Source organism: Acinetobacter sp. YH12072 (assembly GCF_013419565.1).
Classification (GTDB): domain Bacteria; phylum Pseudomonadota; class Gammaproteobacteria; order Pseudomonadales; family Moraxellaceae; genus Acinetobacter.
In genome coordinates this window covers 62,809-82,140 of the sequence record NZ_VOZV01000013.1, presented here as the reverse complement: position 1 = coordinate 82,140, position 19,332 = coordinate 62,809, and the positions used below count along the sequence as shown (strand labels likewise).

13 protein-coding genes and 1 pseudogene are annotated in these 19,332 nt (G+C 42.9%); 11 read left to right on the top strand and 3 right to left on the bottom strand.

The window, feature by feature from the left end:
* From FTU19_RS07610 to FTU19_RS07600, 3 genes and pseudogenes are all read left to right on the top strand, one after another.
* A pseudogene (locus FTU19_RS07610) lies at positions 1–100 on the top strand (IS1 family transposase); the annotation flags it as partial.
* 827 nt (positions 101–927) lie between these two features.
* Complete coding sequence (locus FTU19_RS07605) at positions 928–3,165, top strand: NADP-dependent isocitrate dehydrogenase (RefSeq protein ID WP_180016679.1); 2,238 nt, start codon at positions 928–930, stop codon at positions 3,163–3,165.
* Between the two features lie 247 nt (positions 3,166–3,412).
* A complete protein-coding gene (locus FTU19_RS07600; RefSeq protein ID WP_180016678.1) occupies positions 3,413–4,456 on the top strand; it encodes a metallophosphoesterase in 1,044 nt (347 codons plus the stop codon).
* A 43-nt stretch (positions 4,457–4,499) separates the two neighbouring features.
* Here FTU19_RS07600 and FTU19_RS07595 read toward each other — a convergent pair whose 3' ends face one another.
* Positions 4,500–4,922: an OsmC family protein gene (locus FTU19_RS07595; RefSeq protein ID WP_004782528.1), complete on the bottom strand. Its 423-nt coding sequence runs from the start codon at positions 4,920–4,922 to the stop codon at positions 4,500–4,502.
* A 147-nt stretch (positions 4,923–5,069) separates the two neighbouring features.
* On the opposite strand from FTU19_RS07595, the gene crp reads away from it, so the two are divergent.
* From crp to clpB, 4 genes are all read left to right on the top strand, one after another.
* Complete coding sequence (crp, locus tag FTU19_RS07590; RefSeq protein WP_004782527.1) at positions 5,070–5,777, top strand: cAMP-activated global transcriptional regulator CRP; 708 nt, start codon at positions 5,070–5,072, stop codon at positions 5,775–5,777.
* 193 nt (positions 5,778–5,970) lie between these two features.
* Positions 5,971–7,020 (top strand): NADP(H)-dependent aldo-keto reductase, encoded by a 1,050-nt coding sequence (locus tag FTU19_RS07585; protein ID WP_180016677.1) that lies wholly within the window; start codon positions 5,971–5,973, stop codon positions 7,018–7,020.
* Between the two features lie 140 nt (positions 7,021–7,160).
* Positions 7,161–7,526 (top strand): antitoxin Xre/MbcA/ParS toxin-binding domain-containing protein, encoded by a 366-nt coding sequence (locus FTU19_RS07580; RefSeq protein WP_180016676.1) that lies wholly within the window; start codon positions 7,161–7,163, stop codon positions 7,524–7,526.
* Between the two features lie 253 nt (positions 7,527–7,779).
* Positions 7,780–10,359 carry an ATP-dependent chaperone ClpB gene (gene clpB, locus FTU19_RS07575; protein ID WP_004782517.1) on the top strand — a complete coding sequence of 860 codons (2,580 nt, stop codon included), beginning with the start codon at positions 7,780–7,782 and terminating at the stop codon, positions 10,357–10,359.
* A gap of 67 nt (positions 10,360–10,426) precedes the next feature.
* Here the strand turns inward: clpB and rlmKL are convergent, their stop codons facing one another.
* Positions 10,427–12,631 (bottom strand): bifunctional 23S rRNA (guanine(2069)-N(7))-methyltransferase RlmK/23S rRNA (guanine(2445)-N(2))-methyltransferase RlmL, encoded by a 2,205-nt coding sequence (gene rlmKL, locus FTU19_RS07570; RefSeq protein ID WP_180016675.1) that lies wholly within the window; start codon positions 12,629–12,631, stop codon positions 10,427–10,429.
* 657 nt (positions 12,632–13,288) lie between these two features.
* Here rlmKL and FTU19_RS07565 point away from each other — a divergent pair.
* The 4 genes from FTU19_RS07565 to FTU19_RS07550 all read left to right on the top strand — a co-directional run bounded on the left by FTU19_RS07565 (position 13,289) and on the right by FTU19_RS07550 (position 17,797).
* Positions 13,289–13,621 carry a hypothetical protein gene (locus FTU19_RS07565; RefSeq protein ID WP_034170006.1) on the top strand — a complete coding sequence of 111 codons (333 nt, stop codon included), beginning with the start codon at positions 13,289–13,291 and terminating at the stop codon, positions 13,619–13,621.
* Positions 13,622–13,844: 223 nt separating this feature from the next.
* On the top strand, positions 13,845–14,861 hold the full coding sequence (locus FTU19_RS07560; RefSeq protein WP_004782500.1) for an aspartate carbamoyltransferase catalytic subunit: 1,017 nt from the start codon (positions 13,845–13,847) through the stop codon (positions 14,859–14,861).
* Positions 14,862–14,871: 10 nt separating this feature from the next.
* The gene (locus tag FTU19_RS07555) at positions 14,872–16,110 is read left to right on the top strand and encodes a dihydroorotase (RefSeq protein ID WP_180016674.1); all 1,239 of its coding nucleotides are present in this window, start codon (positions 14,872–14,874) and stop codon (positions 16,108–16,110) included.
* Between the two features lie 193 nt (positions 16,111–16,303).
* Positions 16,304–17,797, top strand: coding sequence for an OmpA family protein (locus tag FTU19_RS07550; RefSeq protein ID WP_180016673.1), 1,494 nt, complete (start codon positions 16,304–16,306; stop codon positions 17,795–17,797).
* A 57-nt stretch (positions 17,798–17,854) separates the two neighbouring features.
* Here FTU19_RS07550 and FTU19_RS07545 read toward each other — a convergent pair whose 3' ends face one another.
* Complete coding sequence (locus FTU19_RS07545; protein WP_004782496.1) at positions 17,855–19,267, bottom strand: short-chain fatty acid transporter; 1,413 nt, start codon at positions 19,265–19,267, stop codon at positions 17,855–17,857.
* Between the last annotated feature and the right edge of the window lie 65 nt (positions 19,268–19,332).

Below are 19,332 nucleotides of genomic sequence, written 5' to 3'. Positions count from 1 at the left end.
GCGCGGTTTTAGAAGGAGTTGTAATTTTTCAAAAAAGATTGAAAACCATTTTAAAGCTTTCGACTTAACCTTTTTTTACATCAATAATGGCTTCATTTAATGTCAGCATACTTTTTGAAACACCACCGAAAAACTAACTAAATAATTCAGCATAAAATAAGTCCTTATTGTAAATTAATCAGCATTCTACCCAAATTTAATTAGAAGATTCTTATTAATTAAACCAACATACTGGCATTATCTAAAGCCTATTAAACCAATAGAACCATTTTTTTTATTTGAATTACGGTCGATACATTTCCAGTGTTTGTAAAGGTAATTAAAAAAATGCACATAATTTAAACTGAAGAAAGAGTAGAAAGGTGACTATTATTTAGGTTGTCTTAAGCCTTTAGGATTAACTATCAATTTATCAGGTGCAGATCATAAATTTCGATAGGGAATAGCAGATCTGTTTCAATTCGCTTTTTAACCCATACTTATGGAAATTACGGCCATTGATAATTTATTTTCATGATACCCAACATGTAGATAAAAATTGATGGCAAAAAACCGAATTAAGCACACATTAAGTTTATAGGTGAATTTGTCTGATTTTTAATTTAAGTAATTGAATTATAATGATTAAATTATAATTTTTGGTAAAATTAAGCAAAATCTGCAAATTAACCTTCTAATGCACAAATCGCATGGTTTGGCAATGTGCCGATTCGAAAAAAGGTTCATTTTCACGTAGAATACTGCTGTCGGTGAATCACGCTGACAATTTTTACGAATTTTTCAGGCAAAGTTGAATATGTATTGATATTCCTTTGACTGAGGTGCAACCAGCACCACTACTTTCAAAGTTTATTTAAGTAACCGGTTCGCTGAAATTAGGCCAAAAGCCTGATGATCAGAAACTCAATCCAAAGCAAGGGGCTATATATGGCTGGTGGAAAGTCAACAATCATTTACACACTGACCGACGAGGCGCCATTATTGGCGACTTACTCTCTACTGCCGATCATTGAGACCTTTACTAAGCCGGCGGGCGTTGAGATTGTTAAGACAGACATCTCTGTAGCCGCACGCGTACTTGCAGAATTCGCAGACTATCTAAGCGATGAGCAGAAAGTTTCAGATAACCTGGCAGAATTAGGTCGTCTTACTCAGGACCCAGATACTAATATCATTAAACTCCCTAATATTAGTGCGTCTGTTGCTCAGTTGATGTCATGCATTAAAGAACTTCAGTCTAAGGGCTATGCACTGCCTGATTATCCGGAAAACCCGACTACTGAAGAAGAAAAAGCAATTAAAGCGCGTTATAGCAAGTGCCTAGGTTCAGCAGTGAACCCAGTACTTCGTGAAGGTAACTCTGACCGTCGTGCGCCGACAGCAGTGAAAAACTACGCGAAAAAACACCCACATTCTATGGGTGAATGGAAACCTTGGTCACAAACTCACGTTTCTCACATGCAAGAAGGCGACTTCTACCATGGCGAAAAGTCTATGACTTTAGACCGTGCACGTAATGTGAAAATGGAACTGATCACCAAGTCTGGTGAAACTATCGTTCTTAAGCCAAAAGTTGCGCTTCAAGACGGCGAAATCATCGACTCAATGTTCATGAGCAAAAAAGCCCTTTGCGACTTCTATGAAAAAGAATTAGAAGATTGTAAAGAAGCTGGCATCCTGTTCTCTTTACACGTTAAAGCGACCATGATGAAAGTATCACACCCGATCGTATTCGGTCACTGTGTGCGTATTTACTACAAAGATGCGTTTGAGAAACACGGTAAATTATTCGACGAGCTCGGCATTAACGTAAACAACGGTATGGCTGGTCTTTACGAAAAAATCGAATCTTTACCGACTTCTTTACGTGAAGAAATCATTGAAGATCTTCATGCATGTCAAGAACACCGTCCAGCACTTGCGATGGTTGATTCTGCAAAAGGTATTACTAACTTCCATTCTCCAAACGACGTGATTGTAGATGCTTCTATGCCTGCAATGATCCGTACTGGCGGTAAAATGTGGGGTGCTGACGGTAAACCTTACGACTGTAAAGCAGTTATGCCTGAATCTACATTCGCACGTATTTATCAGGAAATGATCAACTTCTGTAAATGGAATGGTAACTTCGACCCACGTACTATGGGTACAGTTCCTAACGTTGGTCTGATGGCTCAAAAAGCTGAAGAATACGGTTCTCACGACAAGACTTTCGAAATTCCAGAAGCGGGTGTTGCGAACATCACTGACCTTGAAACTGGTGAAGTGTTGATGTCTCAAAACGTGGAAGAAGGTGATATCTGGCGTATGTGCCAGGTGAAAGACGCACCGATCCGCGACTGGGTGAAACTGGCTGTAACTCGTGCACGTAACTCTGGCATGCCAGCAATCTTCTGGCTTGACCCGTACCGTCCACACGAAAACGAACTGATCAAAAAAGTTCAAACTTACCTGAAAGATCACGATACTGAAGGCTTGGACATCCAAATCATGTCTCAGGTACGTGCGATGCGTTATACACTTGAACGTGTTGCTCGTGGCCTAGATACCATTTCAGTAACAGGTAACATCCTGCGTGACTACCTGACTGACCTGTTCCCAATCATGGAGCTTGGTACTTCTGCGAAAATGCTGTCTATCGTGCCTCTAATGGCAGGTGGCGGTATGTACGAAACTGGTGCTGGTGGTTCTGCACCTAAACACGTACAACAATTGGTAGAAGAAAACCACTTACGTTGGGATTCTCTAGGTGAGTTCTTGGCATTGGCTGTTTCTCTGGAAGAAATGGGCATTAAAGAAAACAATGCACGTGCGAAACTGCTTGCGAAAACACTGGATGCTGCGACTGGTAAATTGCTTGACAATGACAAGTCTCCATCACGTCGTACTGGCGAGCTAGACAACCGTGGCAGCCACTTCTACCTGGCTAAATTCTGGGCTGAAGAACTTGTAGCGCAAGACGAAGATGCAGAATTGAAAGCGAAATTTGCACCGATCGCTCAATCTCTTGCTGAAAATGAAGAGAAGATCGTGAGCGAATTGAATGCAGTTCAAGGCCAATCTGTAGATATCGGTGGTTACTATGCAGTTGATCCTGCAAAAGTAAATGCTGTAATGCGTCCAAGTGCTACATTGAACCAAATCATTGAATCACTAAACGCTTAATCAGGCTGTACTAGCTTTAAAGCTCGTAAAGTGAATAAAACCGGTGCTTAGGCGCCGGTTTTTTATTGTTTTTAGATATACATTTAGATAAGAAATGAAGAAATGAGATTTCAGTTAAGTTTCTGATCTATCGTTATTTGATTGAATAATCAAAATGATTAAAAAATAATTCTGAACTTGTTATATTGATTTAAAGTATAAGCGCTATATTAAAAAAAGGTTTTATTGACCTGGGTAGGGTAGAGCCATGAGTAATCAGATATTCATACAGCAGACTTTTGATGGTCCGGTGGATATTGTTGGCGATATTCATGGTGAGATTGATGCGCTACATCAATTATTAAAAGTATTGGGCTACGATCTGCAAGGTCGTCATCCTGAACAGCGTAAACTGATTTTTGTCGGAGATCTGTGTGATCGTGGACCAGACAGTATCGCTGTCATCAGACAGGTTAAAACCTTAATAGAAAATGGCAATGCGCAATGCATTCTGGGTAATCATGAAATCAACTTGTTAACCGATACGCTACGGGAAGGTAATGGCTGGTTTTTTGGTTCACCGCATCAGGATGATCTCAAAACTTTTGATTCAGTTCAGGCTTCAATTCAGGATCGTGCATGGATTCTAGAATTTCTAAACAGCCTGCCTTTGGCTCTAGATGCACCCCATTTAAGAATTGTGCATGCTTGCTGGGATACGCAGGCAATTCAACAATTGAAATCTGTTCCTTTTAATTCAATCAGACAGGCTTATAATCATTTTGTTCTGAAAAATGAGCTTGAGTTGCAGACTTTGGGCTTTGATGAATATATCCAGAGTGAACAGCAGCAATATCAAGGACAATTCAAGGATCCAGCAGCCAGTATTCCCTTATTAAAATATATCGCTGAAAAAGAGTTACGCGACCAGATGCAAAATCCGATTCGTACCTTAAGCTCAGGCGCAGAAAAAATTGCACAACGTCCAGTCTATGCAGGGGGGCGCTGGCGTATGATTGACCGTTTGCCATGGTGGGAGCGTTATACAGATAGGATACCTGTGGTGATTGGCCATTATTGGAGAAACTTTAAAACCACCGAAGAAAAATCCGGTCTGTTTAAGCATATTGATGCTCTGCAATGGTTTGGACAGCAGCAGAATGTATTCTGTGTCGACTATTCAGTGGGCAGGCGTTATCGTGACCGACAGCAACAGGCTGAGTATGCTCATCATCTTGGGGCTTTAAGACTGCCTGAAAATCTGGTGATTTTTGAAGATGGCCAGCAGTATTTCACTCAAAAAATGACGTAAAAAAAGCAGCCACGAAGACTGCTTTTTTAATGAAATTAGCGGATCATTCCACTTCTACAATTTCAAAATCGTGGGTGATTTCGACACCACCATCAGACAGCATTTTGCTGGCAGAGCAGTATTTCTCAGCAGAAAGCTCTACGGCTTTAGCGACCTGTTTCTCTTTGATGCCCTTACCGCTGACCACAAAGTGTAGATGGATTTTGGTAAATACCGCAGGAATTGTATCGGCACGTTCTGCTTTTAATTCACAGCGTACATCAGTAATCTCCTGACGTGCTTTCTTTAAAATCGTCACAATGTCAAAAGAAGCACAACCACCCAGACCGGTCAAAATCAGTTCCATTGGGCGAGGACCACGGTTTTCACCGCCATATTCAGGTGAACCATCCATGATGATACTGTGACCACTTTGAGTTTTTGCTTCAAAAGCAACATTCTCTAGCCAATGAACACTCGTTTGCATTGCAACTACCTAAAAAAAGCTATAAATTTACGAAGTAACTGTACACTAACATAAATTGGGTTGATAAGGAATTTCAATCCCACTGTGTGACAAGTTCACATTAGGTCTTGTGCGATCTATAAATTATCCATATTCGGAACTGTAAGCATGACTTCAAACTTTTCACAATTAAGCACAGACGCACTTTCGCCGGGGCAACTACCTGAATCAGTGAAGGCGTTATTAAAACGTGCATATATCAATCGCTATCCAAAACGTACCACGATCGTGGATGCAGGATCAGAATCTAAATCTCTGTATTTAATTCTGAAGGGGTCTGTGTCTATCATTCTTCGTGAAGATGATGAACGTGAGATTGTGGTAGCTTATTTAAATGCGGGAGACTTCTTTGGGGAAATGGGTCTTTTCGAAGCAAATCCACAGCGTACTGCAGAAGTGCGTACTCGTGATGTCTGTGAAATTGCTGAAATTACCTATGAAAACTTTCATGAAATTAGCAAACAATATCCAGACCTTAGCTATGCAGTTTTTGCCCAGCTGGTTCGCCGTCTGAAAAATACCACACGTAAAGTGACTGACCTGGCATTTATCGATGTGTCTGGTCGTATTGCACGTTGTCTGATTGACCTGTCATCTCAGCCAGAAGCGATGATCTTGCCAAATGGTCGTCAGATCCGTATTACCCGTCAGGAAATTGGCCGTATTGTTGGGTGTTCACGTGAAATGGTCGGTCGTGTTCTAAAAACTCTAGAAGAACAGGGCATGATTGAAACCGATGGTAAGGCGATTCTGATTTTTGATGCATCGCTGGAAGAACCTGAAGCAGTGGGTGCTGGCGAGTTCGAAGACGAATAAGCCAAAAGCACGATAAAAAGCAAATCTTCGGGTTTGCTTTTTTTATTCCTGTTTAAAAATTTCAGCCTGATTCAGAACATAACAAATTGGCACAAGCTTGTTAGAAAAGATGATTTAAGTCCGTCTTATAATTCCGATAGGCTATAGCACACTTGCTCTTGATAAATAACAGATAAACTTAAAGGACATTTTTATGCAATTCAGACCATTGGCGGATACTGGGATTTTATTGCCAGAAATCTGTTTGGGCACCATGACTTTTGGTGAGCAGAATACTCAGGAAGAGGCTTTTCAGCAATTAGACTATGCTTTGGATCAAGGTTTATATTTCTGGGATACCGCAGAAATGTATCCGGTGCCACCCAAGCCGGAAACGCAAGGGGTAACTGAACGCATTATTGGTAACTGGATTGCCTCACGGGGTGGACGTGACAAACTGTTTTTAGCTTCGAAAATTGCGGGTCCGTCACAAGGTGGGAGCCATATCCGTGATGGTCAGACCCGGTTTGTGGCAGATGAGATTGCATCAGCAATTGATAATTCATTGTCACGTTTGCAAACTGATTATATCGACCTGTACCAATTGCACTGGCCTCAGCGCGCAACCAATTTCTTTGGCAAGCTGGGTTATGGCAATGCAGAAGCTGCAGATGATCGTGCCGTAACGAATCTGGAAGAAACCCTGACTGCTTTGCATGACGAAATTAAGAAAGGTCGTATCCGTTATATTGGCCTGTCCAATGAAACACCTTGGGGCACCATGAAGTTCCTGCATCTGGCAGAGAAATTGGGACTTTCTAAATTTGTTAGCGTGCAAAATCCGTATAGCTTGCTGAATCGGACTTATGAAATTGGTATGTCGGAAATTGCCAAATACGAAGGTATAGGTTTGCTGGCTTATTCTCCACTGGCATTCGGTTATCTGACTGGTAAATTTCGCAATGGTGCACGTCCAGCCAATGCACGTGTGACTTTATTTTCACGTTTTAGCCGTTATAGCAATCCGGAAAGCGAGTGGGCCGTCGAGCAGTATGCACAACTGGCTGAGCAGCATGGCCTGACCTTAACCCAGTTGTCACTGGCTTTCATTAAACAGCAGTTCTTCGTGACCAGTACTATTATTGGTGCGACCAACTTGGATCAGCTCAAAGAAAACATTCAGGCGTTTGACGTGAATCTGTCTGAAGAAGTCTTGCAGGGCATTGAAGCCATTCACCGTCAGCAGCCCAATCCGGCACCATAATCACGATATTACCATTCTAAAACACCCTCTAAGCGAGGGTGCTTTTAATTTGATGAGTAAATTTGATGATAAACAACATAGCAAGAAAAGGATAAAGGCAGCATAATCAAAACAAGATTCATCAATAGGATTTAATAAAAATGAATAATGAAACGGATATTTCTAAATCCCAAGTATTAGCCAAAGCTATATTCAACTTAGCTGAACAGTTGCAATTGCAAGAATCCGAGCTTGCATTAGTTCTGGATCTATCTGAAGCAGAATTATCGTCAATCATAAATCAAAAAGAATTAGAACCAGATACTAGCGCAGGTAAAAGAGCGATAACTTTAATCAATATCTATCAAGCGTTATTTGGTCTGAATGGTGGAGACTTGAGCTGGATGCGCCAGTTTATCAATTCACCTAACAAGCTTTTGGATCAGCAAATACCAAGATCCTTGATGCAAACAGAACATGGTTTGAGTGCAGTATTGCGATTACTAGGACGCTTGCAACCGCACTAAAGGTCTTTCTCTATTTTCTACCCATCCGAAAAATAGCAGAGTAAATTAAATCAGATATTCATTATTGATCTTCACTTTAAAAATTCTACTTTCGCTCACTTGAAATATTTTCATTGAATACCAATATTAATACTGATAACTCTGTCTTTTATTTAATTAAATTTTTGAAAAATATATAAAAAATTATTTGAAATTTTATTTCCAGCACCCATATATCCATCAAGTAGAAAATTTGTTGTGAGGAATAACAAGAATGCGTTTTGAGAAATTTACCAATCGCTTACAGCAAACCCTTTCCGATGCGCAATCTCTGGCAATGAGCAAGGATCATGCTGCCATTGAAGGGATTCACATCTTGTCCACCTTGATGGAAGAAGCATCGAATGTGAGCTTGCTGCAACAGGCAGGAGCGAACCTGCGTGACCTGCAAAGCAAAGTACAAACTGCGCTAAATAATGTAGCTACGCTCGGTAATCCCTCTGCCGATATCAACATCAGTCAGGAAGCAGCCAAAGCTCTGCATCTTGCGGACAGTTATGCACAGAAAGCAGGAGATGAGTTCCTGTCTACAGACTGGGTATTACTGGCACTTGCAGAAACGGGTGCCACCAAAACCTTATTAAATAGTGTTGGCGTAAAAACAGAAACTTTACGACAGGTCATTAATCAAATTCGAGGCGATGAAAAAGTCATGAGCAATAATCATGAAGATCAACGGGACTCACTGAATAAATATACGATTGATTTAACTGAACGTGCCATGGCTGGCAAACTGGACCCGGTGATTGGTCGTGATGATGAAATCCGTCGTACAATTCAGGTGCTGTCACGCCGTACCAAAAACAACCCGGTACTGATCGGTGAGCCAGGTGTCGGTAAAACTGCGATTGTCGAAGGTCTGGCACAACGTATTGTTAACGGTGAAGTTCCTGAAGGCTTGAAAGGCAAACGTGTATTATCACTGGACTTAGGTTCATTGCTGGCAGGTGCCAAATATCGTGGTGAGTTCGAAGAACGTCTGAAAGCCGTTCTGAAAGATCTGGCTAAACATGAAGGCGAAATCATCCTGTTCATTGACGAGCTGCATACATTGGTCGGTGCCGGTAAAGGCGATGGCGCCATGGATGCGGGTAACATGCTGAAACCTGCATTAGCGCGCGGTGAACTACGCTGTGTCGGTGCAACGACTCTGGATGAATATCGTCAGTACATTGAAAAAGATGCAGCTTTAGAGCGTCGTTTCCAGAAAGTGCTGGTGGATGAACCAAGCGTGGAAGATACCATTGCGATTCTGCGTGGTCTGAAAGATCGTTATGCAACTCACCATGGTGTGCAGATTCTGGATTCTGCAATCATTGCTGCGGCGAAAATGTCGCATCGTTACATCACAGATCGTCAATTGCCGGATAAAGCCATTGACCTGATTGATGAAGCAGCATCTCGTATCAAAATGGAGCTGGATTCTAAACCTGAAGCGCTGGATAAACTCGAACGTCGTCTGATTCAGCTGAAGATGCAGCTTGAAGCGGTGAAAAAAGATGCAGACTCTGGTGCACAAGGCGAAGTGAAACATCTGGAAGAGCAGATTGCCACTGTAGAGAAAGAGTACAGCGAGCTGGAAGAAATCTGGCGTGCCGATAAAGCGCTGGTAGCAGGCAACAAAGATATTCAGGTGAAACTGGATCAGGCTCGCATTGCGCTGGAAAAAGCCCAGCGTGAAGGTGATCTGGCTGAAGCAGCACGTTATCAATACGGTGTGATTCCTGAACTGCAAAAACAGTTGGAACGTATTGAAGCGGCTGAAGAAAGTGAAGCACCAAAACTGTTACGTGACAAAGTCACTGACAATGAGATCGCTGAAGTAGTCAGTGCTGCGACCGGTATTCCTGTGGCGAAAATGCTGCAAGGTGAGCGTGATAAACTGCTGCATATGGAAGAATTCCTGCATAACCGTGTTGTTGGTCAGGAAGAAGCCGTAGTGGCTGTATCTAATGCTGTGCGCCGTTCACGTGCTGGCTTGTCCGATCCTAACCGTCCAAGTGGTTCATTCCTGTTCTTAGGCCCAACAGGTGTGGGTAAAACAGAATTGACTAAAGCTTTGGCGAACTTCCTGTTCGACAGTGACGATGCCATGATCCGAATCGACATGTCCGAATTTATGGAAAAACATTCGGTGAGCCGCTTGGTCGGTGCACCTCCGGGCTATGTCGGTTATGAAGAAGGTGGTGTGCTGACTGAAGCGGTGCGCCGTAAACCATATAGCGTGGTGTTATTCGATGAGGTCGAAAAAGCGCATCCGGATGTATTTAACATTCTGCTGCAAGTGCTAGATGATGGTCGTTTGACTGACTCGCAAGGTCGTGTGGTGGACTTTAAAAATACCGTGATTGTGATGACTTCGAACCTGGGTTCACAGGATGTCCGTGAACTGGGCGATAAAGCAACTCGTGAAGAAGTCCGTACAGTGGTGATGAATGCGGTATCGGAACATTTCCGTCCAGAGTTTATCAACCGTATTGATGAGCTAGTGGTGTTCCATGCACTGGAAAAAGACCAGATCCGTGGTATTGCCGATATCCAGTTGAACCGCTTGCGTCAACGTCTGGCAGAACGCGATATGCGTCTGTCTGTGGATGACAGTGCTTTCGATCAGTTAATCGAAGCTGGTTTCGATCCGTTGTATGGTGCGCGTCCATTAAAACGTGCGATCCAGCAACGTATTGAAAATGGTTTGGCACAAAGCATCCTGGCAGGTGAGTTTGGCCCTGGTGATACCATCGTCGTTCGTGGTGAAAGTGGCGAGCTGGTCTTTGAAAAAATGAAACTCAGCTAATAGAAGTTCTCCTCGCAACAAAAAAACCCAGCCTAGGCTGGGTTTTTCTTTATCTTATATTCACACCTTACATTTTTGGATGAGTAATTTTCCAGGCACGGTGAATTTTCTGGTTACGCTTGAAGTCTGGACCAATGGTTTCATGCGTGATTTCTTCCACGTCATATAAACCTTCAATCATTTCATCCATTTCGAAACCACGGTAGTTGTTCGAGAAATACAACGTACCGTCAGTGGTTAAACGGTTCATGGCACGTTTCAATAAAGAGACGTGGTCACGCTGAATGTCGAAAGTCCCGTAGAATTTTTTCGAGTTAGAGAATGTCGGTGGATCGATAAAGATCAGGTCATATTGTTCATGACCTTCTTTCAGCCATTCAAAACAGTCAGATGCAAAGAATTGATGTTGTTGATCGGCATGGTCTACAGTCAGGCCGTTTAGAACAAAGTTCTCTTTTGACCAGTTCAAATAAGTATTAGACAAATCGACACTGGTGGTACTCGCTGCACCGCCTAAAGCTGCATGTAAGCTCGCGGTAGAGGTATAGCTGTACAGATTCAGGAAGTGCTTGCCTTTGGCTTCTTTGGCAATACGCAAACGTATCTGACGGTGATCCAGGAACAAACCGGTATCCAGATAGTCGGTCAGGTTGACCAGAATCTTGGCTTGGCCTTCCTGGACGATAAAACGTTTAGACGCTGTACTTTGTTTGGTGTACTGGTTTTTACCTTCCTGACGGGCACGCGTCTTGATAAAGATCGCATCACGGCCCAAACCGGTCACGGCACGAATTGCCTGTAGAGCCAGGTTAAAACGTTTTTTTGCTTTTTCAGGATCGATTTTTTTCGGTGGTGCATATTCCTGAACATGCAGACGTTCGCCGTATAGATCAACTGCTACATTAAAGTCCGGCAGGTCGGCATCATACAAACGCAGGCAGTGAATATTTTCTTTTACCGCCCATTTTTTCAGGGTTTGCATATTCTTGGTCAGACGGTTAGCAAATTCCATCGCACCTTCAATCGGCTCGAATTGTTGCGGCTGCCAGCTTTCCAGGAAAGGACGTGTGACTGCTGCCGGTTTTACCGTACCGAAACGGATATAGATCGGCAGTTTACCGTTCATCAAACGCAGAATTTGTGGATCATTGAACGCCAAGACATCGGCCTGTTCCACCTGAGCAGCAATGACTGCGGCTTTTTGATTCGGGAAATTCTTTTGCAGCAGATTAGACAAACCCAGATACAAGGCACGGTTAGATGCCTTATCGCCCAGACGCTCACCGTACGGCGGGTTGGTGACGAAGAAGACTTTTTTGCCTTCCGCCTGGAAATCTGGCCAGTCATTTAAAGTACGCTCTTCGATCTTGATCTGATCAAGCGCAGATTCAAAACCTGCCGCAATAATGTTCTGTTTAGTGGCTTTTACCGCTTCCCAGTCGGCATCAAAGGCATAGAATTTGGGTAATGGGTTTTCTAGCGCAGCTTTATGACGTTCAGCCGCTTCAGCTTTAATCCCCATCCATAATTCATGGTCATGACCATTCCAGCCATTAAATCCGAAACGACGCACCAGACCTGGGGCACGATCAGTCAGAATCATCAGTGATTCAATGATAAACGTCCCTGAACCACACATTGGATCAACCACAATATCCGGGTTGATGTCTTTCAGGCCGCCTTTTTGCAGGATCGCAGCCGCCAGATTTTCCTTGATTGGTGCTTCAGTCATAAAGCGGCGATAGCCACGTTTATGCAGGGAATCACCGGATAAGTCTAAACAATAAGTATGTTCTTTTTTACCGGCCAGAATGTACATGGTGATTTCTGGCTGTTTGGTATCAATACTTGGACGCTTGCCCACAGCTTCCATAAAGGAATCGACGACGCCATCTTTGGCACGAAGGGTCGCAAACTGGGTATTAACCTTAATATCACGTTCAACGTGCAGACGAATTGCGAAGGTGCTTTGTGGTGCAAAAATCAGTGACCAGTCGAAGCTCATCGCACCTTCATAAAGCTCTTCTGCAACATCACGCGCATCGTGGGAGAATTCGATTTCATGCGTGTGAATTGGCATCAGGACACGAGAAGCCAGACGAGACCACATACAGATGCGGTAAGCATTTTCAAGCGTACCTTTGAAGGTCAGACGACCTGGGAAACGTTCAATATCCTGAACACCTAAACCTTTGATTTCTTCTTCTAATAAGGTTTCCAGACCATCGGCACAGGTGACCCAATAATTGCTTAAACGTGAAGAGGTATTCATAAAATAGAGAGACCGGAAAAGAATAAATAAAAAACTGCGCTCAGTTTAGCGTATTTTGCCTGTTAAAGCTTTGGAAATTTTTTAAATTCGAGCATATACAGCCTAGTTTTACTCATCCTAAAAAGCGCTAAATGTTGACTTAAAAAGTAAACTAAAAATTGACGAGAGATGTAAAATTACAAAATACCAAGAATGAAAATATTTTGAATAAAACTTTTATTTTACAGATGGATATGTAATGGGTATTAAACTAATTCGCAATCTAGATCTTCAATTGCGGCCATGTTGTATGTGTAATTTAGAAAGATAAATAATCGGGTTAATGATGTGATGGATCTGATACAGGGTCGTTTATATACACCTCATGGCATCAGCATTACTTTAAAAAGTAAAAGCTAAAATTTGGTCATTCATGTTAAGTGATCGAAACTAAGAATTGACTAGCTAGACGAGGAGTGAATCTAAAACAAAAAAGACGCTGACCTAACTATTGCTCGGGGTGGATCAATTTTTATTCATATCAATTTATAACTCACATAACTTATTTATTAATTTTGGTACGTTTATTGCTCTATCTAATATCAATGAAGCTGTAATGCTGAGGGGAATCATTACAGCTTCATCTTTATTCTTAATTATTATTTCGGAGGGGCTTAGATGTTGGATCTTCAATTACGCAGGAATGAGGCATTTTCAATCGCTACCTTGATCTATGCACGTTTAAGACGAGTGACTGGGCGAGTAATTGATGCCATGTATCTTGCAGAAAATATCCACTATGCAAAGCATGTGATTGGGCTGGCAGAGCAGACTGAAGATCCTGAGTTATTACATCTGGTCAATCGTTTAAAAACCACTCTGGATTTATCGTCATTTTCAGAACTGCAGGCTGAAGAACAGGCGGAAAAGGAACTGATTTCTGTGGAACCAAGTGAAGAAGATATCTATCGCGCACAGGTTTCACATCATTATATTGGCGCATTGCGCTAATTGGGGGATTGAGTGTGGATGCTCCAGACTGAAGCACTCATGTTTAAATGAAAAAACAAGCATATAGATAGACAGGTTAAATTATCTTATTGAAAAAATACATGGGAATTTCAATTTCCATTCTTATTACCGAGATGGTTTTTGTACAACCGAGCTCTTTATCAACTATAAAGATTCGCTAATCTCTGTATAATACGTTGACTTAACGTATAAGGAATCTCTCATGCACTTGGCGGCATTGCATACACCGAGCCAGATTCAACTCAACAAAGCAGGTAATCTTAAACATTTCCTGACCATCGAAGGTCTTTCTAAAGAAACTCTTACAAAAATACTGGACACTGCGTTGTCCTTTTTTAATGACCAAAATCAGCTGATCACCAATAATTTGCTCGAAGGCAAAACGGTGATGAACCTATTTTTTGAAAATTCTACCCGAACGCGTACTACTTTTGAGGCAGCGGCCAAACGTCTGTCTGCCAACGTGCTGAATATCGATATTGCCCGTTCAAGTACCTCTAAAGGTGAAACTTTACGTGATACCTTGTGGAATCTTGAGGCTATGGCGGCAGATATTTTCGTGGTACGTCATTCATCTTCAGGTGCAGCACACTTTATTGCCAAAGATGTCTGTCCAAATGTCGCCATTATTAATGCAGGGGATGGCCGTCATGCCCATCCAACTCAAGCGATGCTGGATATGCTGACCATTCGCCGCGAGACCAATAAAAAATTCGAAGATATGTCGATTGCTATTATTGGCGATATCAAGCATTCGCGTGTAGCACGTTCAGATGTAGCGGCACTGCAAACCTTAGGCTGTAAAGATATTCGCGTGATTGCACCGAATACATTGCTGCCATACGGTTTTGATGATTACAGTGAAGATGTACGCCTGTTCAATAATATGGAAGATGGCATCAAAGACTGTGATGTGATCATTACCTTGCGTATTCAAAACGAGCGTATTGATTCGCCAGCGCTGTCTTCTCAGGCTGAATTCTACAAAATGTATGGCCTGAATAAAGAACGTCTCGCCATGGCCAAGCCGGATTGTATCGTGATGCATCCAGGACCAATGAACCGTGGTGTGGAAATTGATTCCAGTATTGCAGACGGTCCGCAATCCGTGATTCTGAAACAGGTTACTAACGGGATTGCAGTACGTATGGCGGTACTGGCTCTTGCAATGCAGGGGCAGTTACAGGAACAGGGTTTGATTGAAGCGATTGCGGTATAAGGAATAAGTCATGTCTATTGTAAAAATTGAAAATGTCCGTGTTCTTGACCCAATCCAAAACACTGATTCAGTCGAAACGGTTTATGTGGAAAATGGTAAACGTGTTGCAGAGACTGCTAACGTCTCTGAAACCATTGATGGACAGGGCAAATGGCTGATGCCAACCATGGTGGACCTGTGTGCACGTTTACGAGAACCGGGCCAGCAGCAACACGGAACTTTAAAGTCTGAAGGTAAGGCTGCACGTGAAAACGGTATTCTGCATGTCTTTACCCCGCCAGATTCCAAACCGATTGTGCAGGATAATGGTGCGCTGATTCATGGTCTGGTTGAAAAAGCCATGCTGGATGGCGGTATTTATTTACAGGTGATCGGTGCGCAAACCCAAGGTTTGCAAGGTCAGCAACCGGCCAATATGGCTGGTTTAAAAAAAGGCGGTTGTACTGCGGTTTCTAATGCCAGTGCGCCGTTTGCCAATGATGATGTGGTATTGCGTACACTTGAATATGCAGCAGGATTGGACCTGACTGTAGTGTTCTATGCAGAAGAGCCGCAAATTGCCAAAGATGGCTGTGTGCATGAAGGCTTTATTGCTTCACGCCAAGGCTTGCCAATGATTCCATCGCTAGCTGAAACTGTGGCCATTGCCAAATACCTGCTCATGATTGAAGCAACTAAAGTACGTGCTCATTTTGGCTTGTTATCTTGTGGTGCATCAGTAGAACTGATTCGTATTGCTAAAGAAAAAGGCTTGCCAGTAACTTGTGATGTCGCTATGCACCAATTGCATCTGACTGACCATCTGATTGATGGCTTTAACTCTCTTGCACACGTACGTCCACCATTACGTTCTGAATCTGACAAAGAATTACTGCGTCAGGGCGTAAAATCTGGTGTGATTGATGCGATCTGTACCCATCATGAACCCCTGAGCAGCTCTGCCAAAATGGCACCCTTTGCGGAAACACAGCCTGGCTTTACCGCGTTTGATACCTACGTACCGTTCGGTATCCAACTAGTGAATGAAGGCTTCTTTACGCCGTTGGAATGGGTGGAGAAAGTCACAGTTGCTCCTGCGAAAGTCGCCAGTATGTTTGAGCATTGGAAAGCGGAAGCAGGCTGGGTACTGGTTGATCCAGAACAGGAGTGGACATTAAGCAAAGAAACGATCGTTTCTCAAGGTAAAAATACACCACTGCTCAATCAAAAAGTGAAAGGTAAAGTGCTGCAAACTTTTATTGCTGCATAACACTTACATTTCGCGTTTACAAAAAGTCAGCTTCGGCTGACTTTTTTATATCTTAAATAAAATACTAGAAAAGTTAGCCCTACATAAACAGTGAAACTTTATGATATCAGTACAATTATTAACATTCCAAAGAGGGTGGGTCGCTACACTGATTAAATATTAAACATTATAAATCAGAATAATGGTGATCTTGATGAATACAGATTTAATTGAACGTTTAAAGAGTGATGTGACCGCCATTGTGCTGCAAGGTGAAACAGAACATCTATTTGCCAAGGATCAGGCCTTAGCCCAATTCTATCCTGTATTGTTAAGTATTCTTCGTGCAAGACCGGCCTGGATTGAAAGTCTGGGTCAGCAACTTAATCCCAAGATTGATGAATTATTTAATAATAATCCGACCCTAAAACAACAATTCCTGGCTCAGTTAGATTCAACTGCACCTCAAGATGAAATTGAACAGACCCTGAACCGGGCAATTGTTCCAACCATGAACTTCTTGCAGGCAGAGGCTGGTGCACCCACTGCTGAAGCAGTAGGCCATTTGCTAGATACCCATGCAGATTCGATTCAACGAGCATTACCAGTCTGGGCTGGTTCTATACTGGCATCTTTAGGCGTATCTCCGCTGGCGGGACAAAATCTGAACCGCGCACCGGGTTTGGCTTCCGAACCGGAAGCAGAACCAGTACTGACTGAAGAGAAAAAGGCAGTGGTGTTCTGGCCTTTTATTCTCCTCGTGATTATTGCTGCGATTATCTTATTCTTCTTCCGTGGATGCCTGCGTGATGATGATCCGGATGAATTACGAAATGCTCAGGCGGTAAGCGAAGCTGCTGCAACAAACCCTGCAATTCTCAAAATCAGCACCGGTAGTCAGGGTGAAATCGTCAACTGTCAGGTACAGATGAATGATCCGAAATATATGCAAATTCTGCAAAATGAAATTAAGCAGATCTTTAATTACAGTATTGGCTGTGGTGCAGTAGCCAATGAAAATTACCACTCAGAATTTATTGATCAGGATACGATTCCTTCAGTACTAAAACTGCTGCAAGGCATGTCAAATGTGACTTTGACTTGGGCAGGTAATCAGGTGTCTGTGCAGGCAGCGAACAGTGCAGATGCACAGCGTTTGGCAGGTCAAATTCGTGGCTTAGCTAAAAATGTAGAAGTCGTGACCCAAAAACCAGTGGATATGGATGAGGCGATCAATACAGCCAATACCGAGGCTAAAAAAGCTTTAGACGAACTTCAGATGGAGAATATTGAGGCATTGGATGTTGCAACTGCCTTAAACCTGCAACTTATTCATTTTGCGACAGGTTCTACAGAAATTCCTGAAGTGAATAAAAGCTTGCTGGATCAGACCGCAGCTTTATTGCAATATGCCAAAGATGTACGTCTAACCGTAATAGGCCATACTGATACGGAAGGCAGCAGCACTCAAAATCAGGAGCTATCTTTAAAACGTGCTCAAGCCATTGTGAATTATCTGGTACAGAAAGGGGTGAATCCGGCACAATTACAACCTGTAGGTATGGCGGCGAATCAGCCTGCTCAACCGAATGCAACCTCGAACGGTCAGTATCAAAATCGTCGTGTAACTTTTGAAGTTATGAGTACCGAAGATGGTCGTGTACATACTGTAGATAATGAAGGCGTAGTTGAAAAGAAAGCCAGCTAAATAATTCTTTCATCATAAAAAAGGACGAATGATTCGTCCTTTTTTATTTGTTATGAATTAAGAGAAGACAGGTGGGGTATAAGTCAGGGTTCTTCCTAGGAACCAGAGCAAGAATAGTACCAATGGAAGATGAAAGACCAGTTGGGTCACTGTAAAACCAATCACATCTTTGGCTTTTAATTTTAAGATACCCAGCATAGGGAGCATAAAGAAAGGATTGATCAGATTGGGCAAGGCTTCGGCCGCATTGTAAATCTGGACAGACCAGCCCAGATGCACTTTCAGGTCATGTGCAGCCTGCATCACATAAGGCGCTTCAATAATCCATTTTCCTCCACCAGAAGGAATGAAGAAGCCTAGAATCGCTGAATAAATTCCCATCACCACTGCAAAGGTTTCCTGCGAGGCAATCGAAACGAAGAACTCGGCGATATAGTGCGATAGGGACAGGTCAGCAGAATTCAGGGCATTGGTCATCATAAAGGCGATGCTGCCATAAAGCGGAAACTGGATCAGCACCCCTGAAATGGCCGGCACAGCTTTGGACACAGCATTGAGAAAATTACGTGGTGTACCATGTAAAGCTACACCCAAAATCAGAAAGATAAAGTTATAGGTGTTTAAGCTGGAGATTGCCAGAATAGGATTACTTTTGGAAAACTCGTTAAACATCCAGACCAGACCCAGAACCACAATCAGAATACTTAAGATTGGCGAGTTTTCAAGCCAGTCACCCGGCCGTTTATGGGTCACGGTTTCAGTCTTTTCTTCTTCAATCTGGATCGGGAAGTGATCAATAGTTTTAATATGATTGCCTTTGGGCGCAGACCAGTAGGCAATGGCAATCGAAGCAATAATCAAGACTGCTGTCATGATCATGGATTGCGGCAGGAAAATCGTTTCAGTAAATGGAATCACACCAGTCAGATTATAAAGTGGTTCTGGTAGACTGGATTTGTTGGCTTGTAATTGCGCTGCTGAAGAGCTGATACCCAGTGCCCAGGTTGCGCCCATCCCGATAATCGCTGCTGCGGCAGCCGCACGGTAATCCATATTCAGTTCTTTACGCTGCGCTAGCGCAATCACCAGAAGTGCGGTTAGAACCGTACTCATCGCCCAGTTAATCAGGGAAATCAGTAGACTAACTGTGGCGACAAGAACGATGGCTCCACGTCCGGAATGGGGAATGCGCGCCATTTTCTGAATCAGTAATTGCATCGGTTTGGAAACTGAAACTACATAACCGACCACGATCAACATGCACATCTGTAAGGTAAAGGGAATCAGACTCCAGAATCCGTCACCAAATGAAATCGCGACGTCTTGTGCCGGCGCACCAATGCCAATCGCGGCAATCGCAACGATGATGACACCGAGTAGGGCAAAGATATAAGAGTCCGGAAACCATTTTTCAGACCAGTCGCTGACGCGCATGGCAAAGCGCTGCAAGATATTTTGTTGAGTTTGCATGATTAAAATCCATTTATTCTGCATTTGTTATTAAGAAGCGGCTTTCTTCAGCCAAAAAGAAACCC